We start from the raw sequence: 18,880 nt of genomic DNA, 5'->3' as shown, positions 1-18,880 counted from the left end.
CGTGGCGACGCTCTCGCTGCCACTGGCCTTCTTCCTGCCGCTGCTTACCGCGCTGGCGGTCTTCCTGGTGCGCGCCCGCCGGGCGCCGTGGCTGCCGCTGCTCGGCGCCGTGGCCACGGTGGCGGCGGTGGCCGACGTGGTCCGCCAGGTGGCGGAGAACGGCCCGCAGGTCCATCACCTGGGCGGCTGGCAGCCGCCGCTGGGCGTGGAGCTCTACGCCGACGGGCTCTCGGCGCTGATGCTCGGCATGACCGCGCTGGTCGGCCTGGCGGTCACGCTCTACGCCGCGCCCTACCTGCGCGGCAAGGGCTACAATACGGAGCTCTTCTGGCCGCTGTGGCTGGTGCAGTGGGCCACGCTCAACGGCACCTTCCTCTCGGCGGACCTGTTCAACCTCTACGTCATGCTGGAGCTGCTCACCCTCACAGCGGCTCCGCTGGCGGCCATGGCCGGCGATCGGCCGTCGCTGGGCGCGGCCATGCGCTACCTGCTGCTGGCGCTGCTCGGCTCGCTGGCCTATCTGCTCGGCGTGGCGCTGCTCTACGGCGGCACCGGCACCCTGCACCTGCGCGAGGTGGGCGAGCTCGTCGGTGCCGACGCCCACACCGCCGTGGCGGCGGCGCTGATCACCGCCGGGCTGTTCGCCAAGGCGGCGGTCTTCCCGCTGCACATGTGGCTGATGCCGGCGCACAGCAACGCCCCGGCGCCGGCCAGTGCGGCGCTCTCGGCGCTGGTGGCCAAGGCAGGGCTCTACCTGGTGCTGCGCCTGTGGCTGTGGGTCTTCCCGGTGCTGCTGAGTACCTACATGGGCTGGCTGATCGGCGCCCTGGGGGCGCTGGCGGTGCTCTACGGCTCGCTGCAGGCGCTGCGCCAGCCGCGGCTCAAGCAGGTCATCGCCTACTCGACCATCGCGCAGCTCGGCTACCTGCTGCTGCTCCTGCCCATGGTGGTGATCCCGGCCGCCGCCGTGCACGCCTGGCAGGGCGTGGCCTACCACGCCCTGGCCCACGGCTTCGCCAAGTCCGCCGCCTTCCTCGCCGCCGGCAATATGCTCTACAGCCTCGGGCACGATCGGCTCGAGGGCCTGCGCGGGCTCACCCCGTACCTGTCGATCACCGTGCTCACCCTGGGGCTGGCCTTCGCCAGTCTCATGGCCCTGCCGCCCAGCGGTGGCTTCCTGGCCAAGTGGCTGCTGCTCAGCGGCGCGATCAGTGGCGGGCAGTGGCCCTGGGCGGTGGTGATCATCCTCGGCAGTGTGCTCGCCGCCGCCTACGCCTTCCGCGTGCTGGCGGTGGCCCACGCCGCGCCGCCGGCCGGCTACACCGAGGTGCGCCCGGCACAACGGGTGCCGCGGATCATGGAGTGGGTGCCGCTGCTGCTGGTGCTCATCGTCTACGCCATGGGGGTCTCGGCCATGCCGGCGCTGGGGCTGTTGGAGCAGGGCGCACCGGAGGGGCTCCAATGATCGCCGCGCTCCAGGACCTGCTGCCGCTGTGGGCCTTGCTCGCCTCGCTGGGGACGGCGGTGATCATCTTCGCCCTGCGCGATGAGCGCCGCCGTCAGCGCACCTTCTGGAACCTCTTCGGTGCCAGCGTCAAATTGGTCCTGGTGGCCCTGCTGGTCTACGGCTTCCTGCAGGGGCGCAGCTACCAGGTCGCCTGGGAGGTCGTCCCGGGCGTCACCTTTCACTTGGCGGCGGACCCGCTGGCGCTGCTTTTCGCCATGCTCTCGGCGGTGCTCTGGCTGATCACCACCGTCTACGCCGTCGCCTATCTGGAGAACTCCGCGCAGCGGGCGCGCTTCTTCGGCTTCTTCTCGCTGTGCGTGGCCGCCACCTTCGGCATCGCCCTGGCCGGCAACCTCTTCACCTTCCTGCTCTTCTACGAGGCGCTCACCCTGGCCACCTACCCGCTGGTGGTCCACCGCGGGCACCCGGCGGCGCTGGCTGCCGGGCGCACCTACCTCGCCTACACCCTGGGCGGGGGCATGGCGCTGCTCGCCGGGACTGTGGCGCTCTACGCCGCGGTGGGCGAGCAGCCGTTCAGCCCCGGTGGCTCGGCGGCGGTGGCCGAGTGGGCGGCCGCCGCGCCGGGAGCGGCCACCGTGGTGCTCGCGCTGCTGCTCGGCGGTGTGGCGGTCAAGGCGGCGCTCTTTCCGCTGCAGGCGTGGCTGCCCATCGCCATGGTGGCGCCGGCGCCGGTCAGCGCGCTGCTTCACGCCGTGGCGGTGGTCAAGGCCGGCGCCTTCGGCGTGGTGCGCATTGTCCAGGATGTCTACGGCCACGCCGTGGCCGCGGACCTGAACGTGACCCCGGTGCTCGCCGCCCTGGCGGCGGTGACCATCCTCTACGGCTCGCTGCGCGCCCTGGCGCAGGTGGACATCAAGCGTCGCCTGGCCTTCTCCACGGTCAGCCAGGTCTCGTTCATCACCCTGGGGGTGGCCATGGGCGGGCCACTGGGGCTGATCGGCGGGCTGGTGCACCTGGTTCACCAGGGGCTGATGAAGATCACCCTGTTCTTCTGTGCCGGCAACTACGCCGAGACCCTGGGCATCCACCGCATCGAGTCGCTCAATGGCGTCGGCCGGCGCATGCCGCTGACCTCGGTGGCCTTCACCATCGGGGCGCTGGGCATGATCGGCTTCCCGCCCATCGCCGGGTTCATCAGCAAGTGGCACCTGGGGCTGGGCGCGCTCGCCCAGGAGCTCTACTGGATCCTGGCCGTGCTGGTGGCCAGCACGCTGCTCAACGCCGCCTACTTTCTGCCCGTGCTGCGGCGGATCTGGCTGCTGCCGGCCCCCGCCGGCTGGCCAGGGGCAATGCCGCGGACGAGCAGCGCCGAGACCCACCGCTGGCTGCTCTACCCGGCGCTGCTCACGGCGCTGGCAGCACTGCTCGCCGGCGTGCTGGCGGCGGCGGAGTTCTCGCCGCTGAACTGGGCGCAGCGCATCGTGGAACAGGAGTACCCGCTGTGATGATCGACCCGGCCGCCGGTCTGCTGCTGCCGGTGCTCTTCCCGCTATTGGCGGTGGCCCTGCTCGCCGCCGGCGCACGGCGGACCGGGGCAGTGCTGCTGGTGCTCGCACCGCTGACCGCCTTGGGCGGGCTCGTCCTCGCCGGCGAGACCCTGCAGCTGCCGTGGCTGCTGCTCGATACCCGCCTGGCGGCGGATCCCCTCGGCCAGGCGGTGCTGCTGCTCGCCGCGCCGGTGGCCGCCGCCGCGCTACTCTTCGCCGTGGCCGGGGAGGGCGGCAGCGGCGGCACGACGCCCGCCGGGCTGCTCATCGGTCTGGGTGCCACCGTGGCGGCGCTGATGGGGGTGGTGCTGGCTGCCGATCTGGCCACCTTCTACTTCGCCTACGCCACCATGACGCTGGTGGCCTACCCGTTGGTGGTCCACTTCCGCACACCGGAGGCGTTCCGTGCCGGGCGCGTCTACCTGGGTATGGCGGTGCTGGCCGAGGCCGCGGTGCTCGCCGCCGTGCTGCTAATCGCCGCCCAGGGCGGCAACGCCGCGCTCGCCGAGGTGCCGGCGCTGGTCGTCGAGCACCCGTACCGCAACGTGCTGGTGGCGCTGATCGGGCTCGGCTTCGCCGTCAAGGCCGGCGTGGTGCCCCTGCACGCCTGGCTGGCGCTGGCCCACCCGGCGGCGCCGGTGCCGGCCAGTGCGCTGCTCTCGGCGTTGCTGGTCAAGGCCGCCCTGGTGGCGTGGTGGCGCCTGCTGCCCATCGGCGATCTGGCCCTGCCGGTGGCCGGCGGGGTGCTGGTGGTGGCGGGGCTGGCCAGCAGCCTCTACGCCAGCGTGGTGGGCGTGACCCAGCGCCGGGCCAAGATAGTGCTCGCCTACTCCACGGTCAGTCAGATGGGCCTGATGACCGCCTTTACCGGCACCGCGCTGCTCGAGCCGGCGCTGGCCGGGGCGGCGCTCACCGGGGTGGCGCTCTTCGCCCTGCACCACGGCCTGGCCAAGGGGGCGCTGTTCCTCGGCTGCGGGCTCCACGGCCGCCACCGCGGGGCGTACCTGCTGCTGCCGGCGCTCGCCCTGGTGGGCGTGCCGGCCACCAGCGGGGCCCTGGCCAAGGGGGCGGGCAAACAGCTCGGCGCCGAGGCCCTCGGCGCCCCGGCGGAGCCGCTGCTGCTGCTCGCCTCGGCGCTGACCGCCGTGCTCATGATCCGCTTCCTGCTGCTGGCCTGGCGCGGCGAGGGCGGGGCGGATCCGCTGGCGCGGCGGGCGGCAGTGCTCGCCCTGGTGCTGCTCTCCCTGACCCTGCCGTGGCTGGCGGCGGCGGTGGTGGCCCCGCAGCTGGTGGGCTACACCGCGCAGCCCGCGGCCCTGCTCGACGCCCTGCTGCCGGCGCTTGCCGGCGGCGCCGTGGCCGCGGTGCTCTTCGGTCTGGCCGGGGCCGCACGGCTGCCGCGCATCCCCGAGGGGGACTGGATCAAGCCGGCGTTGCTCGCCGGGGTGCGCCTGGGCCATGCCAGCCGGCGGGCGTGGCGGCGGCTGCCGGCGCGCCCTCGGGCGCCGTCGCTGGTCGGCCTATCGCGGTTGAGCGCGGCGGTGGAGAGCCGCCTGCTGGCGCTGGCCATGGCCGGGGTGCTGTTCCTGCTGCTGGTCCTGGGGATCGCGCTGCTCGGGATCCTCGCCGGCGGCTAGAAGCGCACGCCGACGCCGGCGTTGAACATGAACGCCCGCGGCACGGAGTCCACGGTCTCGGTGCTCATGGCCGCATCCAGGGTCAGCACCCGGAAGAGCGTGACACCGCCGGTGATATACCCGATCTCCGAGCCGGCCAGGTTCTGCCGGTAGCCCAGACGCCAGCCGGGCAGAGCGGCGTGGGGCGGGCGGTAGGCGCCACCGACGGTCAGCCACTGGTACGCGTCGTCGGAGCCGTCGGCAAAGGGACCGTCGGCGGCGTTGAGATCGAGCGAGCCGCCGAGCAGCCAGCGCCCGTCGGCGGTGTGCACCGCCCCCTCGAGGTTGAGCTGGCGCTCCATGCGGTAGTATTCGTCGGGGTCGATCTCGCCCCGCTCGGTGGCTTGGTCGTAGGTGGCCTCGTCCTCCACCGCCGGGTAGTCGAAGGTGGGTTCGACCAGATTGGCGATGCTCGCCCCGGCCCGGTACCAGTCGCCGACCCACATCACCCCCAGATCGACGCCGAAATCCGAGTCGGTCTGGCTGTTCTCGCCGAACTCGTCGCTGAGCTTGCTGCCGGCGTCGTCATCGAAGCCCACCGTCATCCGCGAGAGCTCCACCTGGTGGTGCTTGAGCTGCGCGCCGGCGAAGAGCAGGCCGTGGGGATTGTCGTAGACCGTGGTGCCGTAGCCCAGGGTGAAGGTCCGGGTGATGGCGCTGCGGATGTAGCCGCCGAAGCCGTCGAGCTCCTCGAGCGCCTCCTCTGCCTCCTGCTGGCTCCCTACATCCAGATCGAGATCCTCCCCGCGCAGCACCGACAGGTGGCCCCGGGCGCTGTACTCCAGATCGACAAGCAGCGAGCCGCGCAGGGCGTCCTGGGTGGTCTCGAAGGGGAAGGGCACGAACTGCCCGGTGACCCCGGCGGTCAGGTAGCCGTCGTCGGCGATGCGATCGAGGATCTCGTTGATGTTGGTCTCGAGCGTTTGCAGGTCATCCTCAAGCTCGTCGATGTCAGTGTCCTCGTCGACGGCTTCAAGCTTCTGCTCCAACTCATCGAATTCACCCCCCAGATCCTCGAAGTCGTCCCCGAAATCGGAGACGTCTCCGACCTCGTAGGAGAGCCCAAGACTGAAGACTCCCATGCGTACGCCGCGCTCACTACCGGCAATCGGGCCGGCGGGGTTCTGCTTGCTGCCCTGGGTGTCGGCGAAGCGGGTGGCGTCGCCGAAGCCGAGCGCCGAGCCCGGCGGCTGGTGGTTGGCGGTTGCGGTCAGGGGGAGCAGCGCGGCCAGCGCCGCGACGGGGAGGGTGTGCCTGCGCATAACGGGTCTGCCTGCCGTTCCGGGGAGCTACCCGAGGGTATCGGCTGGTCGCCTCCGCCCTTGAGCGGTCCGCCGGGGCTTCCGCCTGGCAGCAGACCCGCCGGCTCAGCCGACGTTGACGGCGCGCACGGGCTGGGCGCTGGCTGGCGAGCGCTCCGCCTCCGCCGGTGCCTCGCCGTCGGCCGGGAAGGCCACCAGGTGCTCGGTATCCAGGGTCAGGCCCACGTCGTCGCCGACGGCGTAGTCGCTGTGGCTTGGGGCTAGGGCCAGGAGCTCGACCCCATCCGGCGTGCGCAGGGTGTAGAGGGTCTCCGCCCCCTTGAAGGCCTTTTTCACCACCCGGCCGTAGAGGCCCGAGGGCGCCTCGCCCATGCGCACGTCGTCCGGGCGCAGGAGCACATCCACCCGGGTGCCGGCCGGCCACGGGAAGCCGTGGCTGCCGCGCAGGGTGCCCAGGCTGGTCTGGATGCGCTCGCCGTCGATCAGGGTGCCGGAGATCATGCTGCCCTGACCGATGAACTCCGCGGCGAAGCGGTCCGCCGGCTCGTGGTAGAGATTGAACGGCGTGTCCCACTGCACGATGCGCCCGTCGCGCATCAGGCCGATCTCGTCGGCCATGGCGAAGGCCTCGTGCTGATCGTGGGTGACCAGGATGGCGGTCATCTGCTGGTCGCGGAAGATGTCGTGGAACTCGCGGCTGAGCCGTTCGCGCAGCTCGACATCGAGGTTGGAGAAGGGTTCATCGAGCAGCACCAGCTGCGGCTGCGGCGCTACCGCCCGGGCCAGCGAGACGCGCTGCTGCTGCCCGCCGGAGAGCTCGTGGGGGAAACGATCCCCATAGCCCTGCAGGTCCACCAGCTCGAGCAGCTCGTCGGCGCGGCGGCGGCGCTCGCGGCGGTTGAGCCGGCGCAGACCGAAGGTGATGTTGTCGTAGATGTTCAGGTGCGGGAAGAGGGCGTAGTCCTGGAAGACCATGCCCATGCGCCGTTTCTCCGGCGGCATCACGTAGCCGGGGAGTGAGAGTGGCTCGCCGCGGACGCGGATCTCGCCGTTGCATAGTGGCTCGAACCCAGCGATGGCCCGCAGCGTGGTGGTCTTGCCGCAGCCGCTGGGGCCGAGCAGGCAGGCGATCTGCCCGGGCAGGACGCGCAGGCTGAGCTGATAGACCGCGGTGGTGCCGCCGTAGCAGCAGTGTACGTTGCTGAGCTCGAGCAGGGGGGATGCCGTGTGGTCCACCATGGGCGCTCCCGCGCAATGTGGCAATGTTGAGCCCAGCATGCACGATTTGCGAATAATTCTCAATGCGTGGGGCGCTGCCCGGTGGGGTGGTTTGCTCGCCCGCCCCCCGGATGGTCACTGGCGCAGGTTGGAGCGCACCCAGCGCAGCTGGCGGCGCATCAGCCGGGCAAAGCGCCAGGCCCGGGCCTGGGCGAGGACGTGGGCCAGGACCACCGGCACGAAGAGCACCGCCAGCACCCACTCCGGCACGCCCAGTCCAGTGCCCAAGACGCCGACCCCGCCCAGCAGCACCGTGGTTAGCACCAGCACGGCTACGGTCTGGCCCGGGGTGAAGCCGGCGCGGTAGAAGATGTGGTGCAGGTGCTCCCGGTCGGGCTGGAACGGGTGGCGACCGCGGAGGATCCGCCGCCCCATCAGGGTCAGGGTGTCGAGCACTGGCAGAGCCAGGATCCAGGCAATGGCTACCGGTGGCAGCAGCGCATGCTCGCCCTGAGCGGCCTCCACGGCGAACCACGCCAAGGCGAAGCCGAGCATCATGCTGCCGGAGTCGCCCAGGAAGCAGGCGGCCTTGCGCCGCCACGGGTTGCGCATGTTGAACAGCAGAAAGGCGCAGACCGAGGCGAGAAACAGCGTAGCCAGGATCAGCCAGCTGGCCCCGCCGTTGAAGGCGCCGGCAAGCACCAGCCAGCCCAGGGCGGCTGCCACCGTGCCGGCGGCCAGGCCGTCCACGCCGTCGAACATGTTCACGGCGTTGATCAGCCCCACCACGCAGAAGACGGTGAACGGCAGCGCGAGGGCACCGAGTTCCAGCGACACCTGCGGGCCGAGCAGCTGCCCCAGGTCCGATACAACCAGCCCCGACCAGGCGGTCATCAGCAGCGCGGCCACCACCTGAGCGGCAAACTTCACCCACGCGTCGATATCGATCAGGTCGTCGATGACCCCCACGATGGCCAGCAGGCCCATGCCGGCGAACAGCCCCTGGTAGTCGCGCAGCCCGAAGTCCGCCGGCAGCGACGCCGCCACGAACCCGAGCAGGATGCAGATGCCGCCGATCAGCGGCACCACCCGCCCGTGGCGCTTGCGCGCGCACGGCCGGTCTACCAGCCCGGCCTGCAGGGCCGGGCGGCGCAGGACCAGCAGCAAGAAAGCGGTCAACGCAAAAGCGAAGAAGATCTGGACAGCGATCTGCGTCACAACGCGGCGCTCCGTTGCCAAGCGCGAGGGGGTCAGTGGGAAAGCTGCTAAGCTAACACACCATTGGGTCTCCCGGGGCCGGTTACCGCGGCAGCAGGGGTATCGGCCTTGCCCGTCTGGGATCCGGCCCGTACTCGTTGCTTTCGCCCCTAGGCCGTCCAGCTTCCCTATCATCGCGGATGATGGTAAATACCGCCTGAACGACCCCTACCCCTACGGCCGCGCGGACGCGGCACGCGGTCGCAGACGTTCAAGTGCCCTGTGGTCGGTAGGTGTAGTCGTAGTAGTAGTACTGGTAGTAGCCGCCGCCGGCGCGCTTGGCCTGGAAATCGTTGAGGATCAGGCCCGATACCTGAACGCTGGCCTGTTCCAGGCGGGAAATCGCTGCGCGCATCTCCCGGACCCCAGTGGCCTCGGCGCGGGCCAGCATGAGGGTGGCACCCACGTGGGTGCCGACAATGGCTGCATCCGCCACGGCCATGACCGGTGCCGTATCCAGGATGACCAGATCGTAGTGCGACTCGGCGTGCTCGAGCAGCGTCCCGAAGCGCTCGTGCATCAGCAGCTCGGCCGGGTTGGGCGGCAGCGTCCCGGTGGTTAGCAGATCGAGCTCGGAACCGTCCACGTTGCGCGCCGCCTCGGCCAGGGTGGTCTGGCCGGCCAGGATGTCCGAAAGGCCCGGTTCAAGCTCGCGGTCATCCAGGTAACGGTGCAGCCGGCCCCGGCGCATGTCGCAGTCGATCACCAACACGCGGGACCCGCCGGCGGCCACGAGCGCCCCCAGATTGACCGAGACGAACGTCTTGCCCGAGTTCGCTTGGGGCGATGTGATCATCAGGATCCTGCGGCTCTCGCGCATCAGCGCAAAGGTCAGACTTGTGCGCAGGCTGCGCAGACTCTCTGCCGAAGGTGTCTGCGGCTGGGTGTGGGCCAGCACCTGAACCGACTGCCTGCGTGAGCGTGCCCGGCGCTCCATGCGTCGCTGCTCGGGCGCGTGGGGCACCACCGCATAGACGGGGAGACCGAAGTCCCGCTCCAGCGCGTCGGGGTCGCTGATCCCGCGGCGCAGGAACTCCCGCCCGAAGACCCCCATGACACCAAGCATGCCCCCGAGGACCACGCTCAGCGCGGCGATCAGGTTGCGCTGGGGGGCCACCGGACTGCTGGCGGACTCCGCCTCATCGAGGATGAAGACATCGCCCACGACGCCGGCCCGGGCCACGCGCAGCTCCTGGGAGGTGTTCAGCAGGTTGGTGTAGAGCGAGGTGGTCACATCCACCTCGCGCCGCAGCTGCAGCGCCTGCTGCTGTTTCTCCGGCAGGTTGGCGATCTCTTGTCTACGTCCTCTTTAACGTCGCGTAGCGAGGCTTCGCGCCGGCGCATGGTCTCCATGCGCGGGTGCTCCGGGCCGTACTGGAGTTCGAGCTCGTTGCGCTCGACCTGGAGCTCGGAGAGCCGCTGCTCAATATCCACCGCCTGTTCAAGCAGGGCGCGGGAGTCTTGGTCCAGGTCGACAGCCTGGTGCTCGCTGCGGAACTGGCTCAGTTGCTGCTCAGCGGTCTCCAGCTCCTGGCGGATATCCGGCAGTTGCTCCTCGAGGAACTCCAGGCTGCGACTGGCCTCCTCGCTCTTGCGCTCGACGTGCTGGCGGACGTAGTGCTCGGTCAGGCTGCTCAGGGCGTCCTCGATGTAGGCCCGGTCGGGGTGCTCCATGCGCACCTCCAGCACCCCGCTATCGCTGCCACGCTCACTGAGCGAGAGCTGCCCGCGCAGGCTGCGGATTGCCGCCTCACGGCTGCGCGTGCCCAGCTCAAACTCGGTGCCGGGGCGCGCTTGCAGATCGGCGACGAACAGCGTCACGCCCGCTTGCCCGCCGTACTCCAGGGCCAGTAGCTCATCGACCTCACCTTGTGCGATCGTCTCCTCACCGACGTGCAGCGTGTAGTCTCCAGCCTCCCCGGCGCGCAGGACCAGCGGGTCACCGTCCAGGTCCCGACGCAGGCCAGGTCCGATCTCCAGCCGGGTGACGTCGATGGACTCCCCGCCCCAGGCGAAGTGCTCCAGGCCCAGCCGCGGCGGGGCCGGCTCATCGCCGCCGTGGCGCTGCGCCAGCGCCTCGCCGATCACCGGCAGGTAGCGGGGTTCCGCGTGGACGGTGAGGTTGAGCTCGTCCACCACCCGGCCAAGGAGGCTCCGGGATTTGAGCACCTCCATCTGAGTCGCGACGCCAGGCCCCTCGGTCGGGAAGCCACCCATCTCCTCCAGTCCGCCCAGGGAGCGCTGCTGCGTCTCAAGCTGGATCAGGGCATCACCCTGGTAGATGTTGGTCTGCAGCGAGGCGTACCCGAAACCGGCAGCGCCGGCGGCCACCGTGACGGCCGCAATCAGCCACTTCCCGTTGCGCAGGATGTCGATGAGCTGGCTCAGATCGATCTCGTCCTGGCCTTCGCCGCCGCTCGGGGGGGCGCTGTGCGTCTCGCTCATGCTTGCCTTCGACCTCGCGGGCTAGTCACGGATGATGCGATCGGTCTGCCAAAGGGCCGAGATGATCGGCGTGTACTGCGCGACCACCCGGTTGAAGCGGACCAGCGGCGAGGCGGCCACAAAGACCACATCCCGCGGTTCAAGCTCGAAGCCATCGGCGAAGAGCAGGGCCGGTGCCTCCCGCGCGTCCAGGCGGAAGACCTGCGGGCGCAGGCCCAGCACCTCGCCGCTGTCCTCATCCCGCACAGGCTGACCCCGCAGCACATAGAGTTCCGCGGTGTTGGCCGAGGCCAGATCCACCCCATCGGCTTCGGCCACCGCCTCGGCCAGGGACAGCCGGCCGTCCTTGAGCTCGACCGCCGTCTGCTGCGCCAGCTCGCCGATCATGAACACCCGGTTGGCGTGGTTGTCCGGGATGTGCAGGACATCGTCGTCTTTGAGCAGGATGTCGTTGCTGCCCGTGGCGTAGAGGTTGAGGATGTCGATCTCGATCTGCTCATCACCGCGGGTGAGCACCGCGCGCCGGCGGTCGGCCCGCTCGGAGAAGCCCCCGGCCTCGTTGATGGCGTCCATGACCGTCATCGGGGCATCGCGCAGGTGCAGGGTGCCAGGATCGCGCACCTCGCCGGTGATGTAGGCACGCTTGCTGTGGAAGCCGACCACGCGAACCGCCACCTGGGGGTCGGCTACATAGGGGTCGAGCCGCTCCTGCAGGTCGCGGCGGATCTCCTCGACGTTGCGGTCCTTGACCTCAAGCAGGCCTACAAAGGGGAAGAAGATCGTGCCGTCCTCGCGGACCACCCGGCCGAGTTCGTCCAGGTCCGTGGTGGTGCCCGCTCCAAACGGGTTGGTCAGCTCCTGATGGCCCCAGACGATCACGTTGAGCACGTCACCAACGCCGACGCGGTACTCATGCGCCGCGGTCACCTCCTGACGGGTACGTACCTCGCCCACCTCGAGCGCGGGTGAGACGCGCCGCTCCTGGCGGCGCAGGACATCGGCATCGATGTCGATGATCTCAATATCGAACGCCTCCTCGTCCTCCACGTCTTCGGGGACGAAGCGCTCATCCGCGTCGTCGGACATGCGGATACCGGGGACGATCGCGCAGCCGCTGACCACGGCAAGCAGGGCGAGGGTGCCGGCGCTGCGAGCAAATCGATCCATCACGCGGGCATTCCTTGCCACTGGAAGACAGCCTCCTGCAGTTGATCACGGGCGGCGCGGAACGCGGCCTTCGACCGACGGAACGGATCGGGTACATCCCGCTCCTGCCAGTGACCGATCCGGAACGTGCGTCCGCGCAGCTCAGGGAAGTGTCGCGCCAGCCACGCCTGCTGCCCGCGCTCCATGACCAGGATGAGATCGAAACGCGCCACGTCCACCGAATCGATGGAACGGGCCGTGTGGTCGCGCAGGTCGAGGCCGATCTCGTCCATGACGGCGACGGCGTGGGGGTCCGCCCCGGCGCCGACCAAGGCGCCAATGCCGGCGGACTCGACCCGGTCCGGCCCGTCCGGGCCGGATGCCGCTCGCAGCATGCGCTCGGCCATGGGGCTGCGGCAGATATTGCCCGTACAGACCACGAGAACGTTGCCCAATAGTGGATGCATAGGCCGGGAACCGAACGACTCCTGGGGGGAACGACACCGCGCGCTCCGTTCGCGGAAACCAGTACGTTACCAACGGGTTTGCTCCCGGGTGATTAATCAGGGTTTAACGCAGCGGAAAAGCGCAGTCGCCGAGTGGGGCAAGCAGTCGCACCCGGCGCGGCGGCGCTTTGGTGGGTGGTCGGTGGTGTGGGAGAGCTAGGAAGACGGTGGTGTCGGTGCGTTTTCCGGCGCGAACTGCATGCGGTAGAGACCTGCATAGCGGCCCCCGAGCGCAAGCAGCTCCTCGTGGCTGCCGCGCTCCACCACCTGGCCGTCCTCGAGGAAGAGGATTTGGTCGGCGTTCTCAACTGTGGAGAGCCGGTGGGCGATCACCAAGGCGGTGCGCCCCTGCATCAGGCGCTCGAAGGCGGCGTGGATGAAGCGCTCCGACTCGGTGTCCAGTGAGGCGGTGGCCTCATCGAGGATGAGGATCGGCGCGTCCTTGAGGACCGCCCGGGCGATGGCAATACGCTGGCGCTGACCGCCGGAGAGCAGGCTCCCGTCTTCGCCCACTTCGGTGTCGAAGCCTTGGGGTAGGGCCTCGATGAAGTCGCGGGCGTAGGCGACCTCGGCCGCCCGTACGATTTCCTCGCGGCTGACCTCGCGCTCGGCGCCGTAGGCAATGTTCTCGGCGATGGTGGTGTTGAACAGCACGATGTCCTGGTTCACCGGCGCGATCTGGCGGCGCAGATCGGCCAGACGGTACTCGTCAATGGGCACCCCATCCAGGCGGATCTCGCCGGCGGTGGCGTTGTAGAAGCGCGGCAGTAGACTGACCAGGGTGCTCTTGCCGCTGCCGGAGGGACCGGTGAGCGCGATCATCTCGCCGGGCTCGGCGGTGAGATCGATGCCCTTGAGCACCTCACGCTGGCCGTCGTAGGCGAAGCGCACCCCGCGGAACTCCACCCTTCCCTCGGCCCGCTCAAGGCTCTGCGTGCCGCTGTCCTGCTCGGACTCGGCATCAACCACCTCAAAGATGCTCGCGGCCGCCGTCAGCCCCTTCTGCAGCTCGGCGCTGAGCGAGACGATGTGCTTGAGCGGGCCGTGGAGCAGCGTCATGGCGGCGATGAAGGAGACCACCGTGCCCACGGTCAGTGTCTCGACCACCGCCTCCATGGTGGCCACGGAGATCACCACCGCCAGGGCGATGCCCACCAGAAGGCGGATCAGCGGGACGGTGGCGTATTTGAGGGCGGCCTTGCGCATAGAGGCCTTGCGGTTGCGCTCGTTGTTGTACTCAAAGCGCCGACGCTCGCGCTCGGCCTGGCCGAAGAGCTTGATCTCCTGGTGGGCGTGGACGCTCTCCTCGGCGACGGTGCCCACCCCGCCCACGGCGCCGTGGATCTTGCGGCTGATCTTGCGAAAGCGCTTGTTGACCAGGCCGATGATCCCGGCGATCAGCGGCAGCACCACGCTGACGAGTGCCACTAGCCAGACGGAGAGGTAGAGCAGGTAGCCGAAGATCAGCACCACCTTGACCACGTCCTTGAACAGCGTGAGCACTGCCTGGGTTGAGGCCTTGGCGGTCTGCTCCGCCTCGTAGGTCATCCGCGAGATCAGCCGCCCGGAGGAGAGCTGCTCGTAGGTGCTGAAGGGCATGCGCAGCAGGGCGTCGTGGACGTCCAGGCGCAGGCTCTTGATCAGTTGTCGGCCGATCCAGGTGATCAGGTAATGGGAGACGAAGTAGGAGATCCCCTGAAAGACCAGCAGCCCGAGGATGACCACGGCGAAAAGGCGGATCATCGCCGTGTCCTGCTCGACCAGGCCGTCGTCGAGCAGCGGCTGCAAGGTGGCGATCAGGGCCACCTCGCTGGCGGAGAAGAGCATCGTGACCACGACCGCGATCAGGCCGACCTTCCAGTGCGGCAGGACGTACTGCGTAAACAACCGCTTGAAGACCGGCCAAGAGGGCGTGTCGGGCCGCGGCCCGTCGGGCCCGCCGGCCTCGGTGCGCTTCTGCTGCTGCTTGCGGCGCTTCTTCTCCAGCTTCTCCGGATCGGCCACCGGGTCGAGGTCCAAGTCGGTCGCGGTGTCGCTCTTCGTGCTCAAGGCCACCTCGGCTGCAGGGCGCAGTCTCTCAATCCACAAAGCCCGCCATGATAAGGTATTGAGTCGTCCTACGGTGCGACTAGGTTCAACGCCTGTTAGCTGCAGCCTGGAAAAGGATCGCGCATGAATCGGATGGTGCCTTCGAGGGTGACGTTACACGTCGGCTTCAACAAGACGGCGAGCACTTGGCTGCAGAAGCAGGTCTTCCCGCAGCTGCAGTCGGTGCACTACGCCGGACATGGCAATCGCCCGGTGGCCGGGCTGCGGCGCGACGGGGTGCGGCCGTGTCCGGCCTACCAGACCTTCGCGATGCCCACGGAGCGCTGGGCGCACCGCGCCGGGGATGTGATCGATGCCCTGCTCGATGGCGCACCCGCGGATCGCCCGGCGGTGGTCTCCCACGAGCGGATGAGTTCGCCCTACGATTTCTTCGGCGAACTCGGCAAGCGCTACCGTCACCCGGGCGCCTTCCCCCGTAGCCTGGCAACGCTGCAGCAGGCCGCTGTCGAGCGCGGTATCGAAGAGCTGGGGATCCTCTTCGTCACCCGTCGGCAGGATACGTACCTGCCCTCATTCTACGCCGAGCGCAGCGATCGGATCCCGCAAGCCGGGCAGCGGGACTTCGAGCAGCGCATCGAGCAGCGGGTGCTGGGCCCCGAGTACGCGTCCTACGGCGCCTTCCTCGACTACGGTGGGACTCTCGCCGCCCTGCGTGAGGCGGCGCCAAAGGCGCGGATTACCGTGCTTCCTTTCGAGTGGCTGAAGGCCGACGCCGAGGGGTTTCTGAGCGCGGTGGCCGAGTGCGTGGGCGAGCCGGTGGACGCTCTGCGGCAGCGGGTGGATCTGGGTAAGCGCAACCGGCACCGGCAGGGGGAGCGGCCCAACAGTTGGCGCTTGCGCCCGCTGCGCGGGTTGCGTGGACGGCTCCAGTCGCTGCGGGCAACCATCGGCATCGGTGGCGGCCGGGAGGAAGAGATCACGCTCAACGACGAGTTGCGCGAGCGCATCCTTGCGTGCTTTCGCCCCGCGAACCGGACATTCATCGAGCAGCTGGATGGTCAGTCTGCGGGGCGGTTTCGTGAATGCGGTTACCTGTAGCAATTGCGTCAGCGGCCCAGCATGTGCAATATGCGTCGCCGCAGACGCCGGACGGGGAAATAAGCGCCCCAGAAGGCCAAGCTTTCAGCGGTCGTCAGCGCCTCGCCGCGTTCCTGCCAATAGGCGCTCCAGATGCGCTCGAAACCGACATCACGACCGTAGAGCTTGAGCAGCAGCCGGGCCGCGCGCCACCGGCTCGGGTGGCCTGGCAGCAGGGCTTCCAGGTCGGGCAGGGTTAGGCGCTGCTCCGCTGTCGCGGATGCGGCTGCGGATCGGGTGACCAAGAAGTTGTCCGGCCGGCAGTCCTGCAGGAAGACGCCGCTGCGGTGCAGGCGGGCCAGGAATCGCCCCACCGTCTCCTGAAGCTCAGCGGTGACCGCCCCCTGCTGGCGGAGATCGCGCACGGACACGCCCTTCACGTAGCGACTGACCAGACACGAACCCGTAATCCGGCTTGAGGCGTAATGATCCACGGCCATCAGTGGTTCGGGGATAGCCCCCGGCAGTGCGCGATGCAGCAGCCAGCCGGTCAGAAAGGCCTGGACGGCGGAGCGTCGCCGGGTTTTGCCGGGGTTCGTGTACTTGAGAACGATTGGGCCATGTGTCTGCGTGTCCAAACGGTAGACGTTGTGGCGGCGGCGCTCGGCGAGCACCCGAGCGCTGCCGAGATCGGCCTCCCAACCGGCCAGCTGCTTCGTGGCCGCTTCGGCGGGCACTTGCTCTGCGTGGCTGACAACCAGGCGGTCAGTCGGCGCGTCGGCGCGGAGGACCTCGAGCCCAGGAGCCTCCGTCGCCAGCTCACGCGCGCGTCGCTCAATCCGGTGGGGAGTCTCTCGGATGGACATGCCGGCCATTGTACAGAACAGCCCGGGCGACGTTGGCCCGGTTGGCCGCTCCGGGGGGCTGGTGTAGAGTCGCCGCGATGACGCAGAAAACCGACTATCGCTGGTCCGGCGCAGCGCGTGCGCGACGTCTGGGGCGCTCCGCCGCACGGCACACATTACGGCCGGTGATCAAACGCAGTACCCGGGAGTGGGCAGCCTGGATGGGGCCCGCGTGGAAAGGCGAGGGGCTCCTAGGCGACGAGGAGCGGGTGGTGCGGATGCCCATGCATCGCATCACCCACTACTACGCCGATGTCACCGGTGCCATCGTTCGAGGCTACCTGATCGTCGGTGGGCCCTGGGACTACCTGACGTACCCCATGGAGGATGCCACCTGGCTGTATGCATGCCGGCACACGCGCACGGTCTACCAGATCTTCGACGCCGGACTGAGGCCGGAGGAGACCAGTGAATACCGCAAGCAGGTCTGGAAGCTAAGGCTCGGGAAATCAGGGCGCAAAAAGCTCAAGACGCGGCGCGCGCTGGATGCCTACTTCGATGACATGCGCCGCACCTACCATCGGATGCGAGAGCAGGGGTACTTCGTCGGTTCTGAATAACCGGTTATACCGGAACGCCGGCGGGTTCCGGTGCACCCAGTGCTGCGCGGTGACCACCCAGACGCGAGAGCAGCCACCCCAGTAGAGCGCGCAAAAGAGCTGGCATGGCCCGCAGCAGGAGCCGGATGTTGTGCCCGGCGGCGGCCAGTACGGCATTCATCGCATCACCCAGGCGGCCTTTGAGGCGGCACCGGTCCATGCGCCCATCGGTCTTCATGTGGCCGATCACCGCCTCCACCGCCGAGCGTCGGCGCAACTCTCGACGCAGGCGCCGGGTGTCCACCCCGCGCCGCTGTCCAGAATGGAAGACCTTCATGCGCGGCAACCCCAAGGCGCCCTTGTAGCCGCGGTCCACGTAGCAGTGCGTCGGACGGACACCACCGCTGAGGATCTCCGCCTGCTCCAGGGCCTCGTTGAGGGTGTGGCCATCGTAGGGGCGATTCGGCATCGTCCGGCAGCCGACGACGAAACTCTCGCGGTTGGTCACCGCCACCGAGACCTTCACACCGAACTCCCAAGGCTTGGCCACTTTGCCTTTGCCGATGACCTCCACCTCCGGTGCATGCCAGGCGAGGAGCTTGTCCGGATCCTTGCGCGTTTGCTCAAGGAGCTGCCGGGCCTTGCGCAGCTGCGGCCGAAGGGCCGTGGCCGCGGATTCCGGGGCATCGACCAGTTTGCGCTCGATGTCCCGCGTCAGCCGCCCCAGGTACGTCTTCAGCTGCCGGGTCGCCCGGCGCTTGCGCTTCATCTGTTTGGCCTTGGCGTAGCGGTTGACCTGTAGCAGGGTCTCCGGCGCCTTGCGGGCAAAGCTCTGGCGCAGCGGGATCCCGTGCCGCCTGGCCTCCTTGCCGAGATTGCGGATGGCACGGGCGTAGAGCTTGGCGTCGGTGGGATAGGTGATCGCCTTCTCCTGGACGGTGGTGTCCACCGTGATCCGCTCCAGGCTCTGGCGCTTGACCAGGCCCTCGCGCCGGGCGGTCTCGATCGTCTGCGCGAGCAGCTCTTCGACGCCCTCCTCGCCGATGCGCTTGCGCCAGCGCGTCATCGATGAGGGGTCGATGGGCAGCTCGTGCTGGAAGTACTGCTCACCGCAGAAGTACTGGAAGTACGGCGACTCCAGCCAGCGCTCAAGGACGGCCTCATCGGAGAGGTTGTAGGCGTGCTGCAGGTAGAGCAGCCCGGCGATCAGCCGTGGTGGTGCAGCCGGACGGCCGGTGGTGGAGGTGAAGAACCCTGCCCACTTTTGCTCGAACACGCTCCAGTCGATCCGCTCGGCGAGCTGGACCAGCGGATGCCGCGGGTTGATCAGGTTGGCCAGCTCCATGCGGAAGAGATCGTGCTGCGGCGTCTGTCGATCGTCTTTGGGCCCCATCACAGCCGTCCAAGTTTGCAAGGTTTCGAATCGCAGGATACCAAAACCCGGTGATTCCAGCCGCCCTCAAGGGCCCATAACCCGCGACAGATCAGCGCCTTGCGAGTTTTTCAGGACCGACTACTTCAGCCAGGCCGAGTTGGGTGGTTCGCCGAAGAAGGATGTCCGCGTCGCCATCAGTCGTGATGGCACCGTGGTGCGACTGGGCAATGGGCGGCACCGGTACGCGATGGCCCGGCTGTTGGAGCTACCTGAGATTGCAGTGTACGTCCGGCACGTCCACCCGCTTTGGGTGCGGGACTGCATGCGCCATTTCGATACGGACGCGGCGTCGGCCATCCGGCAGGGGCTGGCCGAGCTTCAGAAGTAGGTTTTTGTGGGGGATGGGAGAA

General features: G+C 68.9%; 16 protein-coding genes. 6 read left to right on the top strand and 10 right to left on the bottom strand.

Annotation, left to right across the window (positions count from 1 at the left end; translation table 11 throughout):
- Position 1 precedes the first annotated feature (1 nt).
- From LRG10_RS11260 to LRG10_RS11250, 3 genes are read left to right on the top strand one after another with little or no spacing between them, the layout of a single operon-like run.
- Positions 2–1,465, top strand: a complete 1,464-nt coding sequence (locus tag LRG10_RS11260; RefSeq protein ID WP_201241517.1) for a proton-conducting transporter membrane subunit — start codon at positions 2–4, stop codon at positions 1,463–1,465.
- Complete coding sequence (locus LRG10_RS11255; protein ID WP_238635627.1) at positions 1,462–2,973, top strand: complex I subunit 5 family protein; 1,512 nt, start codon at positions 1,462–1,464, stop codon at positions 2,971–2,973. The genes LRG10_RS11260 and LRG10_RS11255 overlap by 4 nt, the downstream gene beginning before the upstream one ends.
- On the top strand, positions 2,973–4,652 hold the full coding sequence (locus LRG10_RS11250) for a proton-conducting transporter membrane subunit (protein WP_238635626.1): 1,680 nt from the start codon (positions 2,973–2,975) through the stop codon (positions 4,650–4,652). The genes LRG10_RS11255 and LRG10_RS11250 overlap by 1 nt, the downstream gene beginning before the upstream one ends.
- Here the strand turns inward: LRG10_RS11250 and LRG10_RS11245 are convergent.
- The 8 genes from LRG10_RS11245 to msbA all read right to left on the bottom strand — a co-directional run bounded on the left by LRG10_RS11245 (position 4,649) and on the right by msbA (position 14,574).
- The gene (locus LRG10_RS11245; protein WP_238635625.1) at positions 4,649–5,953 is read right to left on the bottom strand and encodes a conjugal transfer protein TraF; all 1,305 of its coding nucleotides are present in this window, start codon (positions 5,951–5,953) and stop codon (positions 4,649–4,651) included. The two genes, LRG10_RS11250 and LRG10_RS11245, sit on opposite strands and share 4 nt — an antisense overlap.
- A 105-nt stretch (positions 5,954–6,058) precedes the next feature.
- Positions 6,059–7,192 carry an ABC transporter ATP-binding protein gene (locus LRG10_RS11240; protein WP_238635624.1) on the bottom strand — a complete coding sequence of 378 codons (1,134 nt, stop codon included), beginning with the start codon at positions 7,190–7,192 and terminating at the stop codon, positions 6,059–6,061.
- A gap of 114 nt (positions 7,193–7,306) precedes the next feature.
- Complete coding sequence (locus LRG10_RS11235; protein ID WP_238635623.1) at positions 7,307–8,389, bottom strand: MraY family glycosyltransferase; 1,083 nt, start codon at positions 8,387–8,389, stop codon at positions 7,307–7,309.
- A gap of 250 nt (positions 8,390–8,639) precedes the next feature.
- Positions 8,640–9,662, bottom strand: a complete 1,023-nt coding sequence (locus LRG10_RS11230; RefSeq protein WP_238635622.1) for a polysaccharide biosynthesis tyrosine autokinase — start codon at positions 9,660–9,662, stop codon at positions 8,640–8,642.
- Positions 9,659–10,873, bottom strand: coding sequence for a Wzz/FepE/Etk N-terminal domain-containing protein (locus LRG10_RS11225; RefSeq protein WP_238635621.1), 1,215 nt, complete (start codon positions 10,871–10,873; stop codon positions 9,659–9,661). Before LRG10_RS11225 ends, LRG10_RS11230 begins: the two co-directional genes overlap by 4 nt.
- 21 nt (positions 10,874–10,894) lie before the next feature.
- The gene (locus LRG10_RS11220; RefSeq protein ID WP_238635620.1) at positions 10,895–12,040 is read right to left on the bottom strand and encodes a polysaccharide biosynthesis/export family protein; all 1,146 of its coding nucleotides are present in this window, start codon (positions 12,038–12,040) and stop codon (positions 10,895–10,897) included.
- On the bottom strand, positions 12,040–12,474 hold the full coding sequence (locus tag LRG10_RS11215; protein ID WP_305038545.1) for a low molecular weight protein-tyrosine-phosphatase: 435 nt from the start codon (positions 12,472–12,474) through the stop codon (positions 12,040–12,042). Before LRG10_RS11215 ends, LRG10_RS11220 begins: the two co-directional genes overlap by 1 nt.
- A 207-nt stretch (positions 12,475–12,681) precedes the next feature.
- Positions 12,682–14,574, bottom strand: coding sequence for a lipid A export permease/ATP-binding protein MsbA (gene msbA / locus LRG10_RS11210; protein ID WP_238635619.1), 1,893 nt, complete (start codon positions 14,572–14,574; stop codon positions 12,682–12,684).
- A 147-nt stretch (positions 14,575–14,721) separates the two neighbouring features.
- Between msbA and LRG10_RS11205 the strand changes: the two genes are divergently transcribed.
- Positions 14,722–15,672, top strand: coding sequence for a hypothetical protein (locus LRG10_RS11205; RefSeq protein ID WP_238635618.1), 951 nt, complete (start codon positions 14,722–14,724; stop codon positions 15,670–15,672).
- 8 nt (positions 15,673–15,680) lie between these two features.
- Here LRG10_RS11205 and LRG10_RS11200 read toward each other — a convergent pair whose 3' ends face one another.
- Entirely contained in the window at positions 15,681–16,517 is an 837-nt protein-coding gene (locus tag LRG10_RS11200) for a phosphotransferase (protein WP_238635617.1), read from the bottom strand.
- A gap of 77 nt (positions 16,518–16,594) precedes the next feature.
- Here LRG10_RS11200 and LRG10_RS11195 point away from each other — a divergent pair, with 77 nt between their 5' ends.
- Positions 16,595–17,116: a hypothetical protein gene (locus LRG10_RS11195; protein WP_238635616.1), complete on the top strand. Its 522-nt coding sequence runs from the start codon at positions 16,595–16,597 to the stop codon at positions 17,114–17,116.
- 4 nt (positions 17,117–17,120) lie between these two features.
- Here the strand turns inward: LRG10_RS11195 and LRG10_RS11190 are convergent, their stop codons facing one another.
- Positions 17,121–18,488: an IS5 family transposase gene (locus LRG10_RS11190; protein ID WP_238635615.1), complete on the bottom strand. Its 1,368-nt coding sequence runs from the start codon at positions 18,486–18,488 to the stop codon at positions 17,121–17,123.
- Between the two features lie 139 nt (positions 18,489–18,627).
- On the opposite strand from LRG10_RS11190, the gene LRG10_RS11185 reads away from it, so the two are divergent.
- Entirely contained in the window at positions 18,628–18,858 is a 231-nt protein-coding gene (locus LRG10_RS11185; protein WP_238635614.1) for a hypothetical protein, read from the top strand.
- Positions 18,859–18,880 lie beyond the last annotated feature (22 nt).

Origin of the sequence: Halorhodospira sp. 9628, assembly GCF_022228075.1 — a bacterium.
Taxonomy (GTDB): Bacteria; Pseudomonadota; Gammaproteobacteria; order Nitrococcales; family Halorhodospiraceae; genus Halorhodospira; species Halorhodospira halophila_A.
The sequence above is the reverse complement of the archived record's forward strand: the minus strand, read 5'-3'. Positions and strand labels throughout refer to the sequence as shown.

Excerpts from the sequence above, each read along its gene's own strand:
- LRG10_RS11255 (WP_238635627.1), top strand. The coding sequence starts at position 1,462 with ATGATCGCCGCGCTCCAGGACCTGCTGCCGCTGTGGGCCTTGCTCGCC.
- LRG10_RS11250 (WP_238635626.1), top strand. The coding sequence starts at position 2,973 with ATGATCGACCCGGCCGCCGGTCTGCTGCTGCCGGTGCTCTTCCCGCTA.
- LRG10_RS11245 (WP_238635625.1), bottom strand. The coding sequence starts at position 5,953 with ATGCGCAGGCACACCCTCCCCGTCGCGGCGCTGGCCGCGCTGCTCCCC.
- LRG10_RS11240 (WP_238635624.1), bottom strand. The coding sequence starts at position 7,192 with ATGGTGGACCACACGGCATCCCCCCTGCTCGAGCTCAGCAACGTACAC.
- LRG10_RS11225 (WP_238635621.1), bottom strand. The coding sequence starts at position 10,873 with ATGAGCGAGACGCACAGCGCCCCCCCGAGCGGCGGCGAAGGCCAGGAC.
- LRG10_RS11220 (WP_238635620.1), bottom strand. The coding sequence starts at position 12,040 with ATGGATCGATTTGCTCGCAGCGCCGGCACCCTCGCCCTGCTTGCCGTG.
- LRG10_RS11200 (WP_238635617.1), bottom strand. The coding sequence starts at position 16,517 with ATGTCCATCCGAGAGACTCCCCACCGGATTGAGCGACGCGCGCGTGAG.
- LRG10_RS11195 (WP_238635616.1), top strand. The coding sequence starts at position 16,595 with ATGACGCAGAAAACCGACTATCGCTGGTCCGGCGCAGCGCGTGCGCGA.
- LRG10_RS11190 (WP_238635615.1), bottom strand. The coding sequence starts at position 18,488 with ATGGGGCCCAAAGACGATCGACAGACGCCGCAGCACGATCTCTTCCGC.